The sequence below is a fragment of the Janthinobacterium sp. PC23-8 genome, from assembly GCF_002250505.1.
Lineage (GTDB): Bacteria > Pseudomonadota > Gammaproteobacteria > Burkholderiales > Burkholderiaceae_D > Janthinobacterium.
Window position 1 is genome coordinate 1,202,474 of record NZ_NJGY01000001.1, and the last position, 16,932, is coordinate 1,219,405.

Sequence of the window (16,932 nt, forward strand, 5' to 3'; positions counted from 1 at the left end):
CCGTCTGATCGCTTGCCAAAAAAGGGGCGCACAGTGTGCGCCCTTTTTTTTACGTCGTTACCGTCGGCTTGTCGCGCCCCGTGCGCTGCCTGATCTGCGCCACCTGCTCGGCGATCGCGATCAGCCCGGCCAGCGCCTGCTGGGTCGGCATATCATGGTGGGCCGGGTCTGCCTCATAGCGCTCCAGGTACAGGCGCAGGGTCGCGCCCTGGGTACCGGTGCCCGACAGGCGCAGCACGATGCGCGAGCCGTCCGTCATGATGATGCGGATGCCCTGCTTGTGCGATACCGAGCCGTCGACCGGATCGGTATAGCTGAAGTCGTCGGCCAGCGCCACCGTGTACTTACCCGGCTGCTGACCCAGCTGCTGGCCCGGCAGGGCGGCCAGCTGGCCGCGCACGGCGTCCATCAGCTGCGTGGCGGCGGCGCTGTCGATGTCTTCGTAGTCGTGGCGCGAATAGTAGTTGCGGCCATAGGTGGCCCAGTGTGCGCGCACGATCTGTTCCACCGACTGCTGCTTGGCGGCCAGCAGGTTAAGCCAGAACAGCACGGCCCACAAGCCATCTTTTTCGCGCACGTGGTTCGAGCCGGTGCCGTAGCTTTCTTCGCCGCACAGGGTCGCCATGCCGGCGTCGAGCAGGTTGCCGAAGAATTTCCAGCCGGTCGGCGTTTCAAAGCTGGGGATGCCCAGCGCGGCGGCCACGCGGTCGGCCGCGCCCGAGGTCGGCATCGAACGGGCAATCCCCTTCAGGCCGGCGCGGTAGCCGGGCGCCACCGTGGCGTGCGCGGCCAGGATGGCCAGGCTGTCCGATGGCGTGACGTCGAAGCGGCGGCCAACGATCATGTTGCGGTCGCCATCGCCGTCGGACGCGGCGCCGAAGTCGGGCGCCTGATTGTCACCATCTTCGCCGGCCATGCGGGCGATCAGCTCGGCCGCGTTGACCGGGTTCGGGTCGGGGTGGCCGCCGCCGAAGTCTTCCAGGGGCAAACCGTTGATGACGCTGCCTTTCGGTGCGCCCAGCAGGCCTTCCAGGATGGCCGTCGCGTACGGGCCGGAGACGGCATGCATGCCGTCAAAGCAGATGCGCAGGCCGCCCGCGAACAGGGCGCGGATGGCGTCGAAATCGAACAGCTCCTGCATCAGTTCGGCGTAGTCCGCCACCGGGTCGATCACTTCGACCACCATCTGCTCGATCCTCACCTCGCCAAGCGTGTCGAGGTCGATATCGGGCGCGTCGCTGATGCGGTATTCGGTCAGTTCTTTGGTGCGCGCGAAGATGGCGTCGGTGATTTTTTCAGGCGCCGGGCCGCCGTTGGCGATGTTGTACTTGATGCCGAAGTCGCCGTCCGGGCCGCCCGGATTGTGGCTGGCCGACAAAATCAGGCCACCGCTGGCGCCGCGCTTGCGGATCACGCAGCTGACGGCCGGCGTCGACAAAATGCCGCCCTGGCCCAGCAACACGCGCGCGTAACCATGCGCCGCTGCCATGCGCAGCACGGTCTGGATCGCGGTGCGGTTGTAATAGCGGCCATCGCCGCCCAGCACCAGGGTTTGCCCGTGACAATCGCCGAGCGTGTCGAACACGCTTTGCACGAAATTTTCCAGGTATTGCGGTTCGCTGAACACGCCCACTTTCTTGCGCAGGCCCGATGTGCCCGGCTGCTGGCCGGCGATCGGCGCCGTATTGATCAACTGAATAGCCATCTTGCCTCCTTAATAACGCGTCATGGTAGCGCATGCGGCGCCGATGGCAAAGCCTTGCACGCGTACCACTGTACGCCAGGCCACCAAGCGCAAGACAGCCTTGCAGTTTCCACATCCCTAAAATATAATAGGAATCGTTCTCATTTAGATTAAGATTCTATAATAATCCATGCCCAGCATTTCCTGCCTGATGATGCGCTGCCAGTTGCCAAGGCTTCCGCTAGCCATGGCCCGGAAAGGGCGTTCACTTCACGGCAGCCATAACAACGACAACAAGGGATACATCATGACCATCACCTCCATCGCGCGCCTGTCCGCCCTTGCCACCGCCTTGGTCAGCGGCTCGCTGCTGTCCGGCGCAGCCGGCGCCCACCAGATCTGGCTGGAACAGAACGGCCAGGCCGCCAGCATCTACTTCGGCGAATTCGGCGACAACCTGCGCGAAGCGTCACCCGGCCTGCTCGACAAGTTTACGTTGAAAAACGTCAGCTGGATTTCCGCCGGCGCCAGGAAGCCGCTGCAGGCCAGCAAGACCGCCGGCGCCTTTGTCCTGAACGGCAAGGTGGCGCCGGGCGAAACCATCATCGCCGAAGAAAACAGCTATCCGGGCTGGGAAAGCAAGAAGGACGGCAAGGTGCTGTTCTCGATCTGGACCCCGGCCGCGCGCATCGTCGCCGACCATAGCGCCCAGGCCCCTGCGCTGACGCTGGACCTGCTGCCAACCGGTACGCCAGGCCAGTTCAAGGTGACCTACCAGGGCAAGCCGCTGGCCAAGGCCAAGGTCGGCGCCGTGGTGCAATCGGGCTGGATGCGCGAAGCCTACAGCGACGAGCAGGGCCTGGTCAGCTTCCCGCTGCCATGGCAGGGCAGCTATGTGCTGGAAGTGCACCATGAAGACAAGACCGGCGGCCAGCGCGACGGCAGGAAATATGACAGCGCCAGCTATGTCACCACCCTGAGCCTGGTGCAGGCGCAAGGCGTGGCGCCACTGCCGGCGCCGGCCCCGGTGGCGCCGAGCAAGGACCACGGCTGATCATGCCAGCGTCCGCCTCCACACCCAAGCTGCCGCGCCTGCGGCTGTCCGCCGGGGCTTTGTACCGCCTTGGCGTGGCCTCGCGCGGCGTGGCCGCCATCGTCGGCGGCTATGTGCTGGCGGCGCTGGTCACCATGCTGCTGTCGTTGACATTGCCGATGGCGCGCCCGGAAGCCGTCATGGCGGCCACCCTGCTGTCGTTCTCCATCTATACCTGCGCCGTACTCTGGGTCTTCGCCGCCGGCAGCGCCCTGCGCGCCTGGCTGGGCCTGTTGATCCCGGGCGCGGTGCTTGCCGCCATTCTGCAATGGATGGACGTATTATCCTGGAGTCTCGCATGAAAGAAGGTTTCCGCCAGTCGATGGCGTGGCTGCACACCTGGTCCGGCCTGCTGGTATGCTGGGTACTGCTGCTGGTATTTTGCGGCGGCACGGCCAGCTACTACCGCAGCGAAATCACGCTGTGGATGCAGCCGGAATTGCACGCCATCGCCGCCAATCCGGTCAGCAGCGAAGTGGCCGCCAGCGCCGCCCAGGCCGCGATGACGCAGCGCGCGGCCGGCGCCACGCGCTGGTTCATCAGCCTGCCCGACGAGCGCAACCCCGCAACGCAGCTGGGCTGGAGCAAGCCGTCGCAACCCGGTGAAAAGAAACGCGGACGGCGCGGCAACTTCCATAGCGAAAAGGCCGACCCCGCCAGCGGCGCGGTGCTGTCCAAGGCGCGCGAGACCCGCGGCGGCGAATTTTTGTATCGCCTGCATTTCGACCTGCACTATATGCCGGTCATCTGGGCGCGCTGGATCGTCGGCTTTTGCGCCATGTTCATGCTGGTCTCCATCATCAGCGGCATCATCACCCACAAGCGCATCTTCAAGGACCTGTTTACCTTCCGTCCGAAAAAGGGCCAGCGCTCGTGGCTGGACGCGCATAACGTGACGGCCGTACTGGCCCTGCCCTTCCACCTGATGATCACCTACACGGGCCTGGTCACCTTGATGTTCCTGTACATGCCGTCGGGCGCCACCGCCGCCTACAAGGGCGACCAGGACACCTTCTTTGCCGAAGCGTTCCCGCGCGCGCCAGAGCGCCAGGCGGCCGGCGTGGCTGCGCCCCTGACGCCCTTCGCGCCGCTGGTGCGCCAGGCCGAGCGGCAATGGGGCGGCAAGGTCGGGCGCATTGCCGTCAACGCGCCCGGCGACGCCAACGCCGTCATTACCCTCTCGCGCGCGGCGGGCCGCGACATCTCGACGCGCCAGCCATCGATGGACTTCGATGGCGTGACCGGCAAGCTGCTGTCGTCGAACGGTGAGTCGATACCCGGCGCGGCCGCCACGCAGGGCGTGATGATCGGCCTGCATGTGGCCCATTTTGGCGCGCCGCTGCTGCGCGCCCTGTTCTTCCTGTCGGGCCTGGCCGGCTGCGCGATGGTCGCCACCGGCGCCCTGCTGTGGGCCGTCAAGACGCGCCAGAAAGAGGCCAGGGCGCTGGCCGCCGGCAAGCACGCCTTCGGTCTGCGCCTGGTCGAAGCGCTCAATATCGGCGCCATCGCCGGCATCCCGATCGCCTTTGGCGCCTATTTCTGGGCCAACCGGCTGCTGCCGGTGATGATGGAAGAGCGGCCGAACGCAGAAATCGCCTGCTTCTTCGGCGCCTGGGCGCTGGCCGCCGTCGCCGCGCAACTGCGCCCGACGCGCGCCATGTGGCGCATGCAGCTGACGGCCGGCGCGATCCTGCTCGCCGGCCTGCCGGTGCTGAACGTCTTCACCACGCAGTCGCACCTGGGCGTGACCCTGTTGCTGGGCCGTGGCCCGGTGCCGGTGGCCGCGTTTGATCTGGTGCTGCTGATGCTGGGCCTTTTGCTCGGATACGCCGCGCATAAACTCAAGCCGCTCCCGTCGAAAGAGAAGAAGGCCGCAGCAGGCACCAGCAACACCGCCCTGCCGGGAGCGGCCTGATGGAGATACTATCCGACTTCCTCGTCTTCGCCCTGTCGTATGCGGGCCTGTCGTGCCTGTGCCTGGCGATGGACCGCCACTACGCCGACCTGCACGGCCGTGGCATGGAGCCGCCGCCGCAGCTGCGCCGCCGCCTGCGATGGGGCGGCGCTGTGGCGCTGGCCTTCAGCCTGGCCTGGGCCATGCATATCGCCGGCGCCGGCCAGGGCGCCGTATTCTGGATCGGCAGCCTGACCGGTTGCGGCTTGCTGCTGATCTGGCTGCTGCCCTACGCGCCGCAGCAGGCCATGCGCCTGGCGCGCGTGATCGGCGTGATCGGCGTTGCAGCGCTGGTAGCGGCCGTGATGCTGGCCGTGCTGTAATGCAGCTGGAAAGCTGCTACAGCGCCTACCACGGCTGGCTGGCGCACTGGCTGCAACGGCGCCTCGGCAATGCCTGCGATGCGGCCGACCTGATGCAGGACACCTTTGCACGCCTGCTGGCCGGCGCGCCGGCCCAGCCGCAAACCCCGGCGCTGCGCGCGCCCAGGGCCTACCTGGCGACCATCGCCAAACACCTGCTGATCAACCATCTGCGGCGCCAATCGCTGGAACAAGCGTGGCTGGAAGTGCTGGCCGCCCTGCCCGAACAGCATGTGCCGTCGGCGCAGCAGCAGGCAGAGATGCTGCAATCGCTGCAAGCGGTCGACGCCATGCTCGACGGCCTGAAACCGAAGGTGCGCGCCGTCTTCATCATGGCGCAGATCGAGGGCCATACCTATGCGGACATCGCCGTGCGGCTCGGTATCGGCGAACGCTCCGTCAAGCGCTACATGGCCGAGGCGCTGACCGAATGCGTGCTGCTGGCATGAGCGCCACCGGACTGCCAGCTGCAATCGTTCAGCAGCCCCTGTCACGCAAGATCGCGCGCCAGGCCGTCGAATGGTTTTTGATCGAACAATCGGGCCAGGCCACGCAGGAGGAGCTGGCGGCGAGCGCACACTGGCGTGCGCGCGACCCCGAACACTTGCGCGCCTGGCACAAGGTGCAGCAGGTCAGCAGCCAGCTGGAGCACGCCGCCATCCTGCTGCCGCCTGGCGTGGCGGCGCCCGTGCTGCGCCGTCCGCAACGCCGCGCCGCCATGCAGGCGCTGCTGGCGTTCATGACAATGCCCGCCGCCTGGATGCTGTATCGCCAGGATCTGCTGGCAGACTACAACAGCGCCATCGGCCAGCGCCGCGAGCTGTCCCTGCCCGATGGCGGCCGGCTGGTGCTCAACACCGACAGCGCCGTCGATATCGACTATACGGGACACGCGCGCCTGCTGACGCTGCGGCGTGGCGAGCTGCTGGTGGAAACGCGGTCTGACCATGCGGGAAGCCGTCCCTTTATCGTCGCCACTTCCCATGGCCGCATCCGTGCGCTCGGCACGCGCTTTATCGTGCGCCTGGACGATAGTGACAGTTGCGTGACCGTGCTGGAACACGCGGTGCAGATCGCGCCGCGCGCGCCCTCGGCCACCGTGCGCCGGGTCGAGGCCGGCCAGCAAAGCCGCTTCGACGCCGACCACGCCAGCCTGCCCGTGGCTGCCAAGCCGCAGGCGGGCGCCTGGACGCAAGGCATGCTGATGGCGCAGGACATGCGCCTGGACGCATTTGCCGCCGAACTGGCGCGCTACCGCTCCGGCCTGCTGCGCGTCGAACCCGAGGTGACGGGCCTGCGCCTGACCGGCGCCTTCCGCCTGGACGACACCGACACCGTGCTGGATAACCTGACGCGCATGCTGCCGGTCGACGTGCTGTACCGCAGCCGCTACTGGGTCACGATCACTGCCCACGCAAAATAAATCCGTTTTTCTGGCCCCTTTTTCAGCTCTCGCCTGTCCTGTGTATGTCTGTCACTTAACTTCACCGGAAAGGCTCAATCATGCACTTGCATCATCCGCACCCCACTCCCCTCGCACGCGCCGTTGGCGGCGCCCTGTTGCTGCTGTCGCTGGCGCATGCGCCAGCCATCGCCGCCGACATACCCGGTACCAGCGCCGCGACACAAACCCGCTACAGCGTGCCGGCCGGCGAGCTGTCCACCGCCATCACGGCCTTTGCCATCAACGCGAAAGTCAACGTGGGCGGCGCAGCCGAACTGCTGCAAGGCGTGCGTTCGCCGGGTCTGCAGGGCAGCTATACGGTACCGCAGGCGCTGGCGCAACTGCTGGCCGGCACCGGACTGGTAGCGGTGCCGGGCGGGGATCGCAGCTATGTATTGCGCAAAAGCGATGCGGGCACCGGCACAGGCGCGGGCGCACCGATTGCCGCCACCCTCGGTGAAGTGGCCGTCAGCTCCAGCGCGCTGCGCGACGGCACCACCGAAGGCAAACGCAGCTACGCGGGTCTGACCAGCGCCACGCGCCTGAACCTGTCGCTGCGCGAAACACCGCAAGCGGTCAGCGTCATCACGCGCCAGCAGATCGAAGACCAGGGCCTGCGCACCTTGCAGGACGTGCTGGTGCAGTCGCCCGGCGTCACGGTCGACCGCTCGTCGAGCACGCGTGAATACGACCAGGTGTTCTCGCGCGGCTTCGAGGTAACGTCGTATATGTTCGACGGTATTCCAACCAGCAAGAACCTCGAAGCGCGCACCTACGATGCCGCCATCTACGACCGTGTCGAAATCATCCGCGGCGCCACCGGTTTGATCAGCGGCACCGGCAGCCCGTCCGCCGCCATCAACCTGGTACGCAAGCGCCCGGGCCGCACGTTTGCCGCGTCGGCAGGCGTGCAGGCCGGCTCGTGGAACCGCTACCGCATCGACGGCGACCTGTCGACGCCCCTGAAGCAGGACGGCAGCGTGCGCGCCCGCGTGGTGTCGGCGCATGAAGACCAGCATTCCTTCATCGAGCGCTACCGCCAGAAGAAAGACGTGCTGTACGCCATCATCGAAGCCGACCTGTCGCCATCAACGGTACTGAGTGCGGGCGTGAACTACCATAAGGAAAAACTCAAAGGCGCGGGCCGCGAATTTCCCGTCTTTTACAGCGATGGCTCGCTGACCAACTTCAAGCGTTCGATGAACGGCACGGCGGCGTGGAGCACGTATGACCGCGAACAGAGCATGCTGTTCGCCACGCTCGACCATTATTTCGACAACGACTGGATCGCCAAGCTGGCCGTCAGCCGCAGCACCAATCGATATGATGCGCTGCAAGGCTTTGCCGGCAATGGCTATGCGGACCGCGTCAGCGGCGCCAACCTGAAACTGTGGCTGGCCAACTGGCACAGCAAACCGCAGCAAACCTCGCTCGACGCCTATGTCAGCGGGCCGTTCCAGGCCTTCGGGCACAAGCATGAACTGGTGTTCGGCGTGAGCACCTCGGAACTGCAGACCAAGAGCCCGATCTATCCGGGCTGGCGCCTGGCTGGCTACGACTACAGCATTCCCGATATCAATGCATGGAACGGCGCCATGCCGGTGCCAGACTATCGCGGCACGCGCATGGGCACCTCGTACGACAAGGAGCGCGAAAGCGGCCTGTATTCCACCTTGCGCCTGCGCCCGACAGACGCGCTGTCGGTGATCCTCGGCGCGCGCCTGTCGTACTGGAAGCGCGATATCCGCAGCGACTACGATGCCGACACGGACCTGTACGACGCGATGCGCGAGAGCGGCAAGATCACGCCATATGCGGGCCTGGTCTACGACCTGGGCCCGCACTGGTCGGCTTACGCCAGCTACACCAGCATTTTTACGCCGCAAAGTCAGCGCGACGTCAACAGCCGCTTCCTGCCGCCGCTGGAAGGCAAGAACTACGAGGCAGGCGTGAAGGGCGAATTTTTCAATGGCGCCCTGACCACCAGCGCCGCCGTGTTCCAGCTGCGCCAGGAAAACCTGGCCGAAGCTGATCCGGGCAATATCTGGATCATCGGCACCGGCGGCGGCTCGTACGCCTATCACACGGTCAAGGGCGCCACCACGCGCGGTGTCGAGGCGGAAGTGTCGGGCCAGTTGCGCCCGGACTGGCAACTGACGGCCAGCTATGCCTACAGCCGCATCCGCAGCGCGGCCGGCGAGCGCATCCAGACCAGCCAGCCGCAAGCCATGGCCAAGCTGTGGAGCACCTATCGCTTGTCGCAAGGCGTGCCGGGCTTGACCCTGGGCGCCGGCGTGAACTGGCAGAGCGGCATCTACATGGACGACCGCGGCCCGAACGGCGAGCGCTTCACGCAACAGGGCTACGCGGTGGCGGGCCTGATGGCGCAATACCAGTTCGACCCGCGCCTGGTGGCAACCGTGAACATCAATAATGTGTTCGACAAGCGCTACTACTCGACCGGCATGGGCGGCTACTATGGCGACCCGCGCAACGCCATGCTGTCGTTGCGCTACAAGTTCTAACTGCCTTTTTGCGGCACAGGTGTCGCTGTGACAAGCTGCGTCAGCCGGCGGCCGGCGCGCCGTGCATCCTGAGCAGCGCCGCCACCCCTTCCGGCGCCATCGCGCGCCCAAGGTGATAGCCGAAAGCGGCGTCACAGCCCATGGCGGCCAGCAGCGCCAGCTGGCGCGCGTTCTCCACGCCGCCGGCAATCGCCCGCAGCTTTAACGTGTGCGCCATCGCCACCATGGCGCGCGCCATGGCGCCATCTTCCACGCCATCGCCCAGTTCATCGACAAAGCATTTTTCGATCCTGATGGCGTCGACAGGAAAACGTTTCAGGCAATGCAGCGGGCCGTCGCCGGTGCCAAAGTCGCTGAGGCAAATGGCCATGCCCAGCTGGCGGAACTGGCGCACGATGGCCTCGCCCTCGTGGCTATGGTCGATCAGGGTGGCGGCGGCGATTTCCAGCGCGATGCATGGCCCCGGCACGCCGGCCGCCGCCAAAACGGCGCCAACATTGCGCGCGATATCGCGCTGGTAGAACTGGCGCGCCGACAGGCTGACGGTCACCGTCAGCGATAGCCCTTGCGCGATCCAGGTTTTCGCCTGCTCGACGGCGGTGGCCAGCACCCAGGCGCCGACCGGCAGGATCAGGGCGCTTTCTTCCAGCACCGGCAAAAAATCGAGCGGCATCACCAGGCCCAGCTCGGGGTGTTTCCAGCGCAGCAGCGCCTTCACGCCGGTGATGGCGCCGGTGGCCAGGTCCATGCAAGGCTGGTAGTGCAGCACGAATTCATGGCGTTCGAGTGCGTGGCGCAGCGCCGTCTCCAGGATGGCGCGCGAATACGATTGCGTCCGCATGCCTGCCGCATAGCGCAGGCAGGTGCCGGGCGCATGCCGCTTGGCCGCGTACATGGCGAGGTCGGCCTTTTCGATCAGGGCCTCGACCTCATCATCGTCGTCCGGATACAACGCCACGCCGACGCTGGCGGCCACCGACAGGCTGTACTGGCCAATCACGAACGGCGCGGCGATGGCGGCGATGATTTTCTCGGCCACCCGCAAGGCGTCGTGAGGATCGCGCAGTTCGGTCAGCAAAATAATGAATTCGTCGCCGCCCTGGCGCGCCACCGTATCGACCTTGCGCACGCATTGCCGCACCCGGCGCGCAAATTCCGCCAGCACCTGGTCGCCCACGTCGTGGCCCAGGCTGTCGTTGATGGCCTTGAAGCGATCGATATCGACAAACAGCACCGCCAGCAAGCCCTGGTGGCGGCGCGCATAGGCGATGCCATGCTCGAAGCGGATCTGGAAATGCAGCCGGTTCGGCAAGCCGGTCAGGCCGTCGTGGTGGGCGATGAATTCGAGCTGCTGTTCGGCGCGCCGGCGCGCCGACACATCGTGCAGCAGCAGCACCGCGCCTTCGTGCGCCAGCGGCGCGCAGCTGTAATGCACGTCGATGCGCTGGCCGTCGCTTGCGCGCAGCAGCACCGCGCCGCGCGCCACTTCCAGCACTTCCTGCTGCGCCATGCAATCGCGAACCTGGCGCGCCGCATCGATCGCGGCGCCGTCATGGAACAGCGGCAGCAGTTGCGCCACGCTGGCGCCAACCACTTGCGCCGCCGGCATGCCGCCCATGGCCAGTGCACGGCCATTGAGGTAACGCACCACGCCATACCGATCGGTGCCGACCACGGCCGCCGGCAGCGCCTGCAGCAAGGCCAGCACGGACGTTTGCGCCGCCAGTTGCGCCTCGCCCAGCGCATGCAGGGTGCGCCAGCGCCGTTCGCCCCAGCACTGCCCGGCCAGCAGCATGCCGAGCATGGCCAACAGCAGGCACAGCGCCAGCAGCAGCGCCATCATGGATCACCAGCGGGACGGGATGGGGGGCTCATGGCTTTCCTCGCAACGGCATCGAAAAAAAGATTCCGAGAGGAAATAATATAAGAATCCGCGACGCTTTTTGGCCCGTTCGGGCCGCGTTTGACTGGCGTCAATTACCCCGGCGGCGGCCTTGTGGCAGCATGCGGGTCAGCACATCGTCCCTGCGCACACGATGATGGTACAAGGCCGCCAGCACATGCAGGCCCACCACGCCCCAGGCCACCCACTTGCCCAGGAAGTGGTGCACGGCGTCCACCGGCGGCTCGAAGCTTTCCCAGTCAAAGCCGAAGATGGACGCCATCGCATCGAACAGCGCGGTATCGCGAAACGAAGGAACCGTCAACAGGCCAAAATCCGTGTGCAGGCTGGTGCCCGCATAGCCAGTCAAGGGCAGCACGATCAGCAGGCCATACAGGCCCCAGTGCGCCGCATGCGCCAGGCGGTGCTCCAGCACAGAGCCGGGCGGATCGTGCGGCTGCACGTCGAGCAGCCGCCATGCGAGGCGCGGCAGCACCAGCGCGCCTACCAGCAGGCCCAGCATCCAGTGCACGTTCAGCACCGCCAGGGTGCCGGGCGCTTCCTCGTCCAGGAACCAGATGACATAGTAGACGACGATATAGGCGCCGATAAAGGCGGCGGCGCTGGTCCAGTGAAAGAACTTGGCCAGCGCGCCAAAACGCTCACGGCTATTTTTCCATTGCATGATGTACTTCCTTGGCTTGAAGATTAAGGGTGTGGTCCGGCCAGCAGGCCGTTCAAGAGATGGTCGAGCGCGGCCTTTGATACGGCCAGCCGCGCCGGCGGATCGCCATCGGCTTCGGCGATCCAGAATGCCGCTTCGGTCACCGCGCCGTACAGCATGCGCGCCGTCACGCCCGCATGGGCGGGGCGCGCCACGCCGTCGTCGATCAGCGTCTGCAGGGCAGACTCCAGCGCGGCAATGCCGATGCGCTGGTGCGCTTGCGGCACGTCGCCGAACATGGCGCGCGCGTCCTGCAGCACGATGCGGCGCAGTTCTGGATCGAGCGCCAGCTCCAGGTACGCCTGGCAGCGGCGGCGCAAGGCTTGCCAGGGAGTTGCTGCGGCGTCGGCCATGGCCTGCAGGCGCAGGCCGACCTCGGCTTCGAGCTGATCAATGACGGCCAGCAGCAGTTTTTCCTTGCTGCCGAAGTGATGGTACAGCGCGCCGCGCGTGAGGCCGGCGGCGGCCGTGAAATCGTCCATCGAGCTATGCGCGTAGCCCTGTTCGGCAAACGCCCGGCGCGCCGCCGCCAGCAGCCTGGCGCGGGTTTCCTCGGTCATGGCGCCGCGACTACGGCGCAAGGTGGATACGACAGGGACAGACATGGGCATTCCTTTGACATACGCGGCGTATGTTATTGACATACGCTACGTATGTCAATGCGGAAATGCCCTGCCCTCAGCGCACCGCCGCCGCCGCTCCCGCAAACTCCTCGCGCAGCAACGGATACAGGCGGCGGTAGCGGCCCTGTCGGTCGGCCAGCACGCCGGACGCTTGCGGCGCGATGGTTTCCTGCACTGCGGGACGGGTGCACACTTCGCCAGGCGGGCGGCCCGTGACGGCCATCTGCGCCAGGCGCGCCGCGCCCATGGTGCCGCCGGCCACGCCATGGTCGTGGCGCAGCACGTTCAGGCCCGAGGCGCTGGCGCACAACTGCGCCCAGAAGCGGCTGCGCGAGCCGCCGCCGACAAACGACGCGTCCGTCAAATGCGTGCCGGCGCTGCGCAGCGCCTCGTTGCCGTCGGCCATGGCAAAGGCCACGCCTTCCATCGCCGCATAGGCCAGGTCGGCGCGGCCGTGTTCCGTCGACAAACCGAAAAATACGCCACGCGCCGTGGCGTCATTATGCGGCGTGCGCTCGCCGCTCAGGTAAGGCAGGAAAATCGGCGCCTTGCGCACATCGACTTTTTCAGCCAGGCCGGCCAGTTCGCCGATATCGGTCGATTGGGTCAGCTGCGCCACCCAGGCCAGGCTGGACGCGGCGCTGAGGATCACGCTCATCTGGTGCCAGCGTTCGGGCAGGCAGTGGCAAAAGGCGTGCACGCCCTGGCCCGGATTCGGTGCATAGCCGTCGCTGCCGGCAAACAGCACGCCCGAAGTCCCCAGCGACAACAGGCCCGCGCCCGGTTCCACCACGCCCAGGCCCACGGCGGCAGCCGCATTGTCGCCGGCGCCGCCGGCCAGCAGCACCGGATGGCTGATGCCCCATTCCTGGCACAGCGAACTGCGCACCTGGGCAGCGGCGGCGTTGCCTTCGACCAGGCGCGGCATCTGTTCGCGCGACAGGCCGGTGGCCGCCAGCATGCGGTCGGACCAGTCGCGCCTGGCCACGTCCAGCCACAAGGTGCCGGACGCATCGGACATGTCGGACACGCACTCGCCCGTCAGCCGCAGCGCCACATAATCCTTGGGCAGCAGCACGGTGGCGGTGGCGCGGAACAGCGCCGGCTCGTATTTTTGCAACCACAGCAGCTTGGGTGCGGTAAAACCCGGCATGGCCTGGTTGCCGGTGATGGCGCGCGACTCGGGCACCAGCGCTTCGAGCTCCACGCATTCGGCAAACGCGCGCGTGTCATTCCACAAAATGGCCGCGCGCAGCACGTGCTGCTGCTTGTCGAGCAAGGTCGCGCCATGCATCTGGCCCGACAGCGCAATGCCGCGCAGACCCGAAAACGCCACCGGCTGGGCGCTGCGTATCGCCGCGATCACGTCCAGCGTGGCATGCCACCAGTCCTCGGGATTCTGCTCCGACCAGCCCGGATGCGGGCTGGCCACGCGCAGCGCCACGCCGCTGCTGGCCAGGATGGTTTGCGCGTCGTCGGTCAGGATAGCCTTGACTTCGGAAGTGCCGATATCGATACCAAGATAAGTCATGTGATTCCAAAAAGTGATCTAGGGGCCGTCAGGCTGACGGTTCGGACATATTCATCAGCAGGCAGGAGCGAAACTTCGATGGCGACATCTGCTTGTGCGCCAGGAACTGGCGGTTGAAATTGGACAGGTTGTTAAAGCCCGTGCGGTAGCAGATATCGGTCACCTTCAGGTCCGTGTTCATCAGCAGCTCGCAGGCCAGCGCAATGCGCTCCTGGTTGACGTACTGGATAAAGGAGGTGCCCGTGTGTTTGCGGAAGAACCGCGTGAACTTGAGCGTGTTCATCTCGGCCACGTCGGCCACGTCCTGCTCGCAAAAGTCCAGCGTGATGTTCTGCTTGATATACGCCAGCACCTGGTTGATGGTCGACGACATGTAGCGCCCCGCCTGCGCCATATAGGTGACGCTGGCCAGCGCACGGCGCTCGCGGCATTCGCACAGGGTGCCGAACAGGCGCGCGAACAGCTCGACCCGGCGCAGGCCCTGCGCCGTCGTCAGCTCGCGCATCAGGGGCACCAGGCGCAGGCCCAGCGCGTCGGGAAACTGCAGGCCGCGCGACGCCTCGCCCATCAGGGACTTCAACGGCGCCAGTTCGGGAAACAGCAAGGTGCAGCGCTCGATGAAGTCGCTGGAGAACTGCAGCACCAGGTCGCGCTCGGGCAGCACCATGCCTTCGGGCAGTTCGCTGACCCAGTTATGCGGCAGGTTCGGCCCGGTCAGGATCAGGTTGCCCGGGCCGTAGCTGCCGATATGGTCGCCGATAAAGAACTTGCCGGTCGAGGTGATAATGAAGTGCAGCTCATACTCGGGGTGAAAATGCCATTTGGCCACCGTGTGCGGAAAGCCGTGCGCCCACGCACGAAACGATTCGTGCAATGGCTTGTGGATCACTTCCAGGTCTGGTGTCACGGCGTCTCCCCTGCACAATCTCGATGGCGGTATTCTAACGGTTTGCCGCCAGCGCCAGCCCGTTTTCGGCGTCGAACAGGTGGATATGCTCCTCATCAAAGGCGAGCGACAACCGTTGCCCCACTTGCGCGACGCTGTTGGCGGCATTGGCCGGCAGCAGCGCCGACAGGCTCAGCTCGCCGCACTGGAAGCTGATCAGGGCTTCCGCGCCCAGCAACTCCACCAGGTCGATCGCGCAGGCCAGGCCATGGCTGGCGCTACCGTCCTGCCGGTCCTGCGCGGTGGCCACGCGCAAATGATTCGGGCGCAGGCCGAACACCACCCTGGTGCCGGACGCCAGCGCCGCAAAACGGGGCGACACCAGCGGCCAGCGGTAGCCGGCGCAGATCAGCTGCGTGCGCGCGCCCTCCCTGTCGATCACGCCGTCGATGAAATTCATGGCCGGCGTGCCGATAAAGCCGGCCGCAAACAGGGTGCGCGGATGGTTGTAGAGTTCCGTCGGCGTGCCGATCTGCTCGATATGGCCGCCCTTCATCAGTACCACGCGGTCGGCCAGGGTCATCGCTTCCAACTGGTCGTGGGTAACGTACAGGGTGGTGGTGCGCAGGCGCCGGTGCAAGCGCTTGATATCGGCGCGCAGCTGCGCGCGCAGCTTGGCGTCCAGGTTCGACAGCGGTTCGTCGAACAGGAATACCTGCGGCGTCTTGATCATCGCGCGCGCAATCGCCGTGCGCTGCTGCTGGCCGCCCGACATGGCGCGCGGCTTGCGGCCCAGCAGGGCATCGAGGCTGAGGATGGCCGCCACTTCACGCACGCGGCGATCGATCTCGTCACCCGGCACCTGCAGGCGGCGCAGGCCGAAGGCGATATTGTCGTACACCGTCATGTGCGGATACAGCGCGTAGTTCTGGAACACCATCGCCACATTGCGCGCACGCGCCGGCAAGTCGTTGACGACAGCGCCGCCGATATGCAGCTCGCCGCCACTGATGTCTTCCAGGCCCGCGATCATGCGCAGCAGGGTCGATTTGCCGCAGCCCGAAGGCCCCAGCAGGACGATGAATTCACCGTCGGCGATATCGAGGTCGAACGGCTGCAGCACGGCCGTCTTGTGGTCATAGGTCTTGTAGAGCTGCCTGCAGGCGATATGGGCCATGCTCAGTCTCCAGCCAGTGCGATCTGTATCTTGACGTCGCCGGGCAAGGCCTTGGCCGCCTCGTCAAACGCCTGCACGCCATCGGCAAAACCGAAGGTGCGCGAGATGAAGGGTTTGACGTCGATCTTGCCCGAGCCGAGCAAGGCGATCGCGCGCGGAAAGATGTTCGCGTAGCGGAACACCGACTCGATGCGCACCTCCCTGGCCTGGATGGCGACGATATCGAACGGGACTTTATCGGGCGGCATGCCGACCAGCACCAGGCAGCCGTTGGGGCACAGCAGGTCGGTGATATCGTCATAGGCGCGCATGCTGCCGCTGGCCTCGAACACGATATCGGCGCCCCACCCTTCGGTCAGCGCGCGCACGGTGTCAAACAGGTTCGCCTGGCGCACATCGACCGTGGTGACGGCGGGATTGTCGGCAAACAGGGCCAGCTTTTCCGCCACCAGGTCGGCCAGGATCACGCGCGAGCAGCCGCCCGCCAAGGCGGCTAACGCGCTCATCGCGCCGATGGTGCCGGCGCCGATCACCACCGCCACGTCGCCGGGCTTGATCGCGGCTTTTTTTGCCGCCTGCAGGCCGATGGCCAAGGGCTCGACGATGGCGCCCTCGCCGAAGCTGACGTTGTCGGGCAGCTTGAAGGTGAACGCGGCCGGATGCACGACGAAAGGCGTGAGGCAACCGTGGATCGGCGGCGTGGCCCAGAAGCGCACGGCAGGGTCCAGGTTGTACAGGCCGCGCATGGTGGCGGGCGAATCGAACTGCGGCACGCCCGGCTCCATGCAAACGCGGTCGCCCACCTTCAGGTGCGTCACTTCCGCTCCGACTTCGGCCACCACGCCCGACGCTTCATGGCCGAGCACCATCGGCGCTTCGACCGCGAACGGGCCGATGCGACCGTGCTTGAAGTAGTGCACGTCGCTGCCGCAGATGCCGACCGTGTGGATCTTGATTTTCACGTCGCGCGCGCCGACCACGAGGGCGATGTCGATCTCGCGCAGGGTGATGGAATGCGCTTTTTCCAGTACGAGAGCTTGCATGATG

14 protein-coding genes and 1 pseudogene are annotated in these 16,932 nt (G+C 66.0%); 7 read left to right on the forward strand and 8 right to left on the reverse strand.

Features of this window, described 5'->3' with window-relative positions:
- Window positions 1-49: 49 nt before the first annotated feature.
- A complete protein-coding gene (locus CD932_RS05245; RefSeq protein WP_094441709.1) occupies window positions 50-1,705 on the reverse strand; it encodes an alpha-D-glucose phosphate-specific phosphoglucomutase in 1,656 nt (551 codons plus the stop codon).
- Between the two features lie 286 nt (window positions 1,706-1,991).
- Here CD932_RS05245 and CD932_RS05250 point away from each other — a divergent pair, with 286 nt between their 5' ends.
- From CD932_RS05250 to CD932_RS05280, 7 genes are all read left to right on the forward strand, one after another.
- Window positions 1,992-2,738: a DUF4198 domain-containing protein gene (locus tag CD932_RS05250; protein ID WP_094441710.1), complete on the forward strand. Its 747-nt coding sequence runs from the start codon at window positions 1,992-1,994 to the stop codon at window positions 2,736-2,738.
- A 2-nt stretch (window positions 2,739-2,740) separates the two neighbouring features.
- Window positions 2,741-3,079, forward strand: coding sequence for a DUF3649 domain-containing protein (locus tag CD932_RS05255; protein WP_094441711.1), 339 nt, complete (start codon window positions 2,741-2,743; stop codon window positions 3,077-3,079).
- Window positions 3,076-4,692 carry a PepSY domain-containing protein gene (locus tag CD932_RS05260; protein WP_094441712.1) on the forward strand — a complete coding sequence of 539 codons (1,617 nt, stop codon included), beginning with the start codon at window positions 3,076-3,078 and terminating at the stop codon, window positions 4,690-4,692. The genes CD932_RS05255 and CD932_RS05260 overlap by 4 nt, the downstream gene beginning before the upstream one ends.
- Window positions 4,692-5,054 (forward strand): DUF3325 domain-containing protein, encoded by a 363-nt coding sequence (locus CD932_RS05265; RefSeq protein ID WP_094441713.1) that lies wholly within the window; start codon window positions 4,692-4,694, stop codon window positions 5,052-5,054. The genes CD932_RS05260 and CD932_RS05265 overlap by 1 nt, the downstream gene beginning before the upstream one ends.
- On the forward strand, window positions 5,054-5,542 hold the full coding sequence (locus tag CD932_RS05270) for a sigma-70 family RNA polymerase sigma factor (protein WP_094441714.1): 489 nt from the start codon (window positions 5,054-5,056) through the stop codon (window positions 5,540-5,542). The genes CD932_RS05265 and CD932_RS05270 overlap by 1 nt, the downstream gene beginning before the upstream one ends.
- Window positions 5,539-6,516, forward strand: coding sequence for a FecR domain-containing protein (locus tag CD932_RS05275; protein ID WP_176460885.1), 978 nt, complete (start codon window positions 5,539-5,541; stop codon window positions 6,514-6,516). Before CD932_RS05270 ends, CD932_RS05275 begins: the two co-directional genes overlap by 4 nt.
- 80 nt (window positions 6,517-6,596) lie before the next feature.
- Window positions 6,597-9,062: a TonB-dependent receptor gene (locus CD932_RS05280; RefSeq protein ID WP_094441716.1), complete on the forward strand. Its 2,466-nt coding sequence runs from the start codon at window positions 6,597-6,599 to the stop codon at window positions 9,060-9,062.
- Window positions 9,063-9,102: 40 nt separating this feature from the next.
- Here the strand turns inward: CD932_RS05280 and CD932_RS05285 are convergent, their stop codons facing one another.
- From CD932_RS05285 to CD932_RS05315, 7 genes and pseudogenes are all read right to left on the reverse strand, one after another.
- Window positions 9,103-10,905 carry a bifunctional diguanylate cyclase/phosphodiesterase gene (locus CD932_RS05285; protein ID WP_094441717.1) on the reverse strand — a complete coding sequence of 601 codons (1,803 nt, stop codon included), beginning with the start codon at window positions 10,903-10,905 and terminating at the stop codon, window positions 9,103-9,105.
- Window positions 10,906-11,035: 130 nt separating this feature from the next.
- Window positions 11,036-11,629 (reverse strand): cytochrome b, encoded by a 594-nt coding sequence (locus tag CD932_RS05290; RefSeq protein WP_094441718.1) that lies wholly within the window; start codon window positions 11,627-11,629, stop codon window positions 11,036-11,038.
- Between the two features lie 23 nt (window positions 11,630-11,652).
- Entirely contained in the window at window positions 11,653-12,273 is a 621-nt protein-coding gene (locus CD932_RS05295) for a TetR/AcrR family transcriptional regulator (RefSeq protein WP_254926469.1), read from the reverse strand.
- Between the two features lie 73 nt (window positions 12,274-12,346).
- Window positions 12,347-13,822, reverse strand: a complete 1,476-nt coding sequence (gene xylB / locus CD932_RS05300; protein ID WP_094441720.1) for a xylulokinase — start codon at window positions 13,820-13,822, stop codon at window positions 12,347-12,349.
- A gap of 28 nt (window positions 13,823-13,850) precedes the next feature.
- Entirely contained in the window at window positions 13,851-14,729 is an 879-nt protein-coding gene (locus CD932_RS05305; RefSeq protein WP_094441721.1) for an AraC family transcriptional regulator, read from the reverse strand.
- A gap of 67 nt (window positions 14,730-14,796) precedes the next feature.
- Window positions 14,797-15,885 (reverse strand): annotated as a pseudogene (locus tag CD932_RS05310) (ABC transporter ATP-binding protein); the annotation flags it as partial.
- Window positions 15,886-15,887: 2 nt separating this feature from the next.
- Window positions 15,888-16,928 (reverse strand): NAD(P)-dependent alcohol dehydrogenase, encoded by a 1,041-nt coding sequence (locus CD932_RS05315; RefSeq protein WP_094441723.1) that lies wholly within the window; start codon window positions 16,926-16,928, stop codon window positions 15,888-15,890.
- Window positions 16,929-16,932 lie beyond the last annotated feature (4 nt).

What these genes read in the sequence shown, in the direction of transcription:
- CD932_RS05290 (WP_094441718.1), bottom strand. Translation starts at nt 11,629, where the DNA reads ATGCAATGGAAAAATAGCCGTGAGCGTTTTGGCGCGCTGGCCAAGTTC.
- CD932_RS05245 (WP_094441709.1), bottom strand. Translation starts at nt 1,705, where the DNA reads ATGGCTATTCAGTTGATCAATACGGCGCCGATCGCCGGCCAGCAGCCG.
- CD932_RS05255 (WP_094441711.1), top strand. Translation starts at nt 2,741, where the DNA reads ATGCCAGCGTCCGCCTCCACACCCAAGCTGCCGCGCCTGCGGCTGTCC.
- CD932_RS05285 (WP_094441717.1), bottom strand. Translation starts at nt 10,905, where the DNA reads ATGATGGCGCTGCTGCTGGCGCTGTGCCTGCTGTTGGCCATGCTCGGC.
- xylB (WP_094441720.1), bottom strand. Translation starts at nt 13,822, where the DNA reads ATGACTTATCTTGGTATCGATATCGGCACTTCCGAAGTCAAGGCTATC.
- CD932_RS05260 (WP_094441712.1), top strand. Translation starts at nt 3,076, where the DNA reads ATGAAAGAAGGTTTCCGCCAGTCGATGGCGTGGCTGCACACCTGGTCC.
- CD932_RS05295 (WP_254926469.1), bottom strand. Translation starts at nt 12,273, where the DNA reads ATGTCTGTCCCTGTCGTATCCACCTTGCGCCGTAGTCGCGGCGCCATG.
- CD932_RS05250 (WP_094441710.1), top strand. Translation starts at nt 1,992, where the DNA reads ATGACCATCACCTCCATCGCGCGCCTGTCCGCCCTTGCCACCGCCTTG.
- CD932_RS05275 (WP_176460885.1), top strand. Translation starts at nt 5,539, where the DNA reads ATGAGCGCCACCGGACTGCCAGCTGCAATCGTTCAGCAGCCCCTGTCA.
- CD932_RS05315 (WP_094441723.1), bottom strand. Translation starts at nt 16,928, where the DNA reads ATGCAAGCTCTCGTACTGGAAAAAGCGCATTCCATCACCCTGCGCGAG.
- CD932_RS05265 (WP_094441713.1), top strand. Translation starts at nt 4,692, where the DNA reads ATGGAGATACTATCCGACTTCCTCGTCTTCGCCCTGTCGTATGCGGGC.
- CD932_RS05270 (WP_094441714.1), top strand. Translation starts at nt 5,054, where the DNA reads ATGCAGCTGGAAAGCTGCTACAGCGCCTACCACGGCTGGCTGGCGCAC.
- CD932_RS05280 (WP_094441716.1), top strand. Translation starts at nt 6,597, where the DNA reads ATGCACTTGCATCATCCGCACCCCACTCCCCTCGCACGCGCCGTTGGC.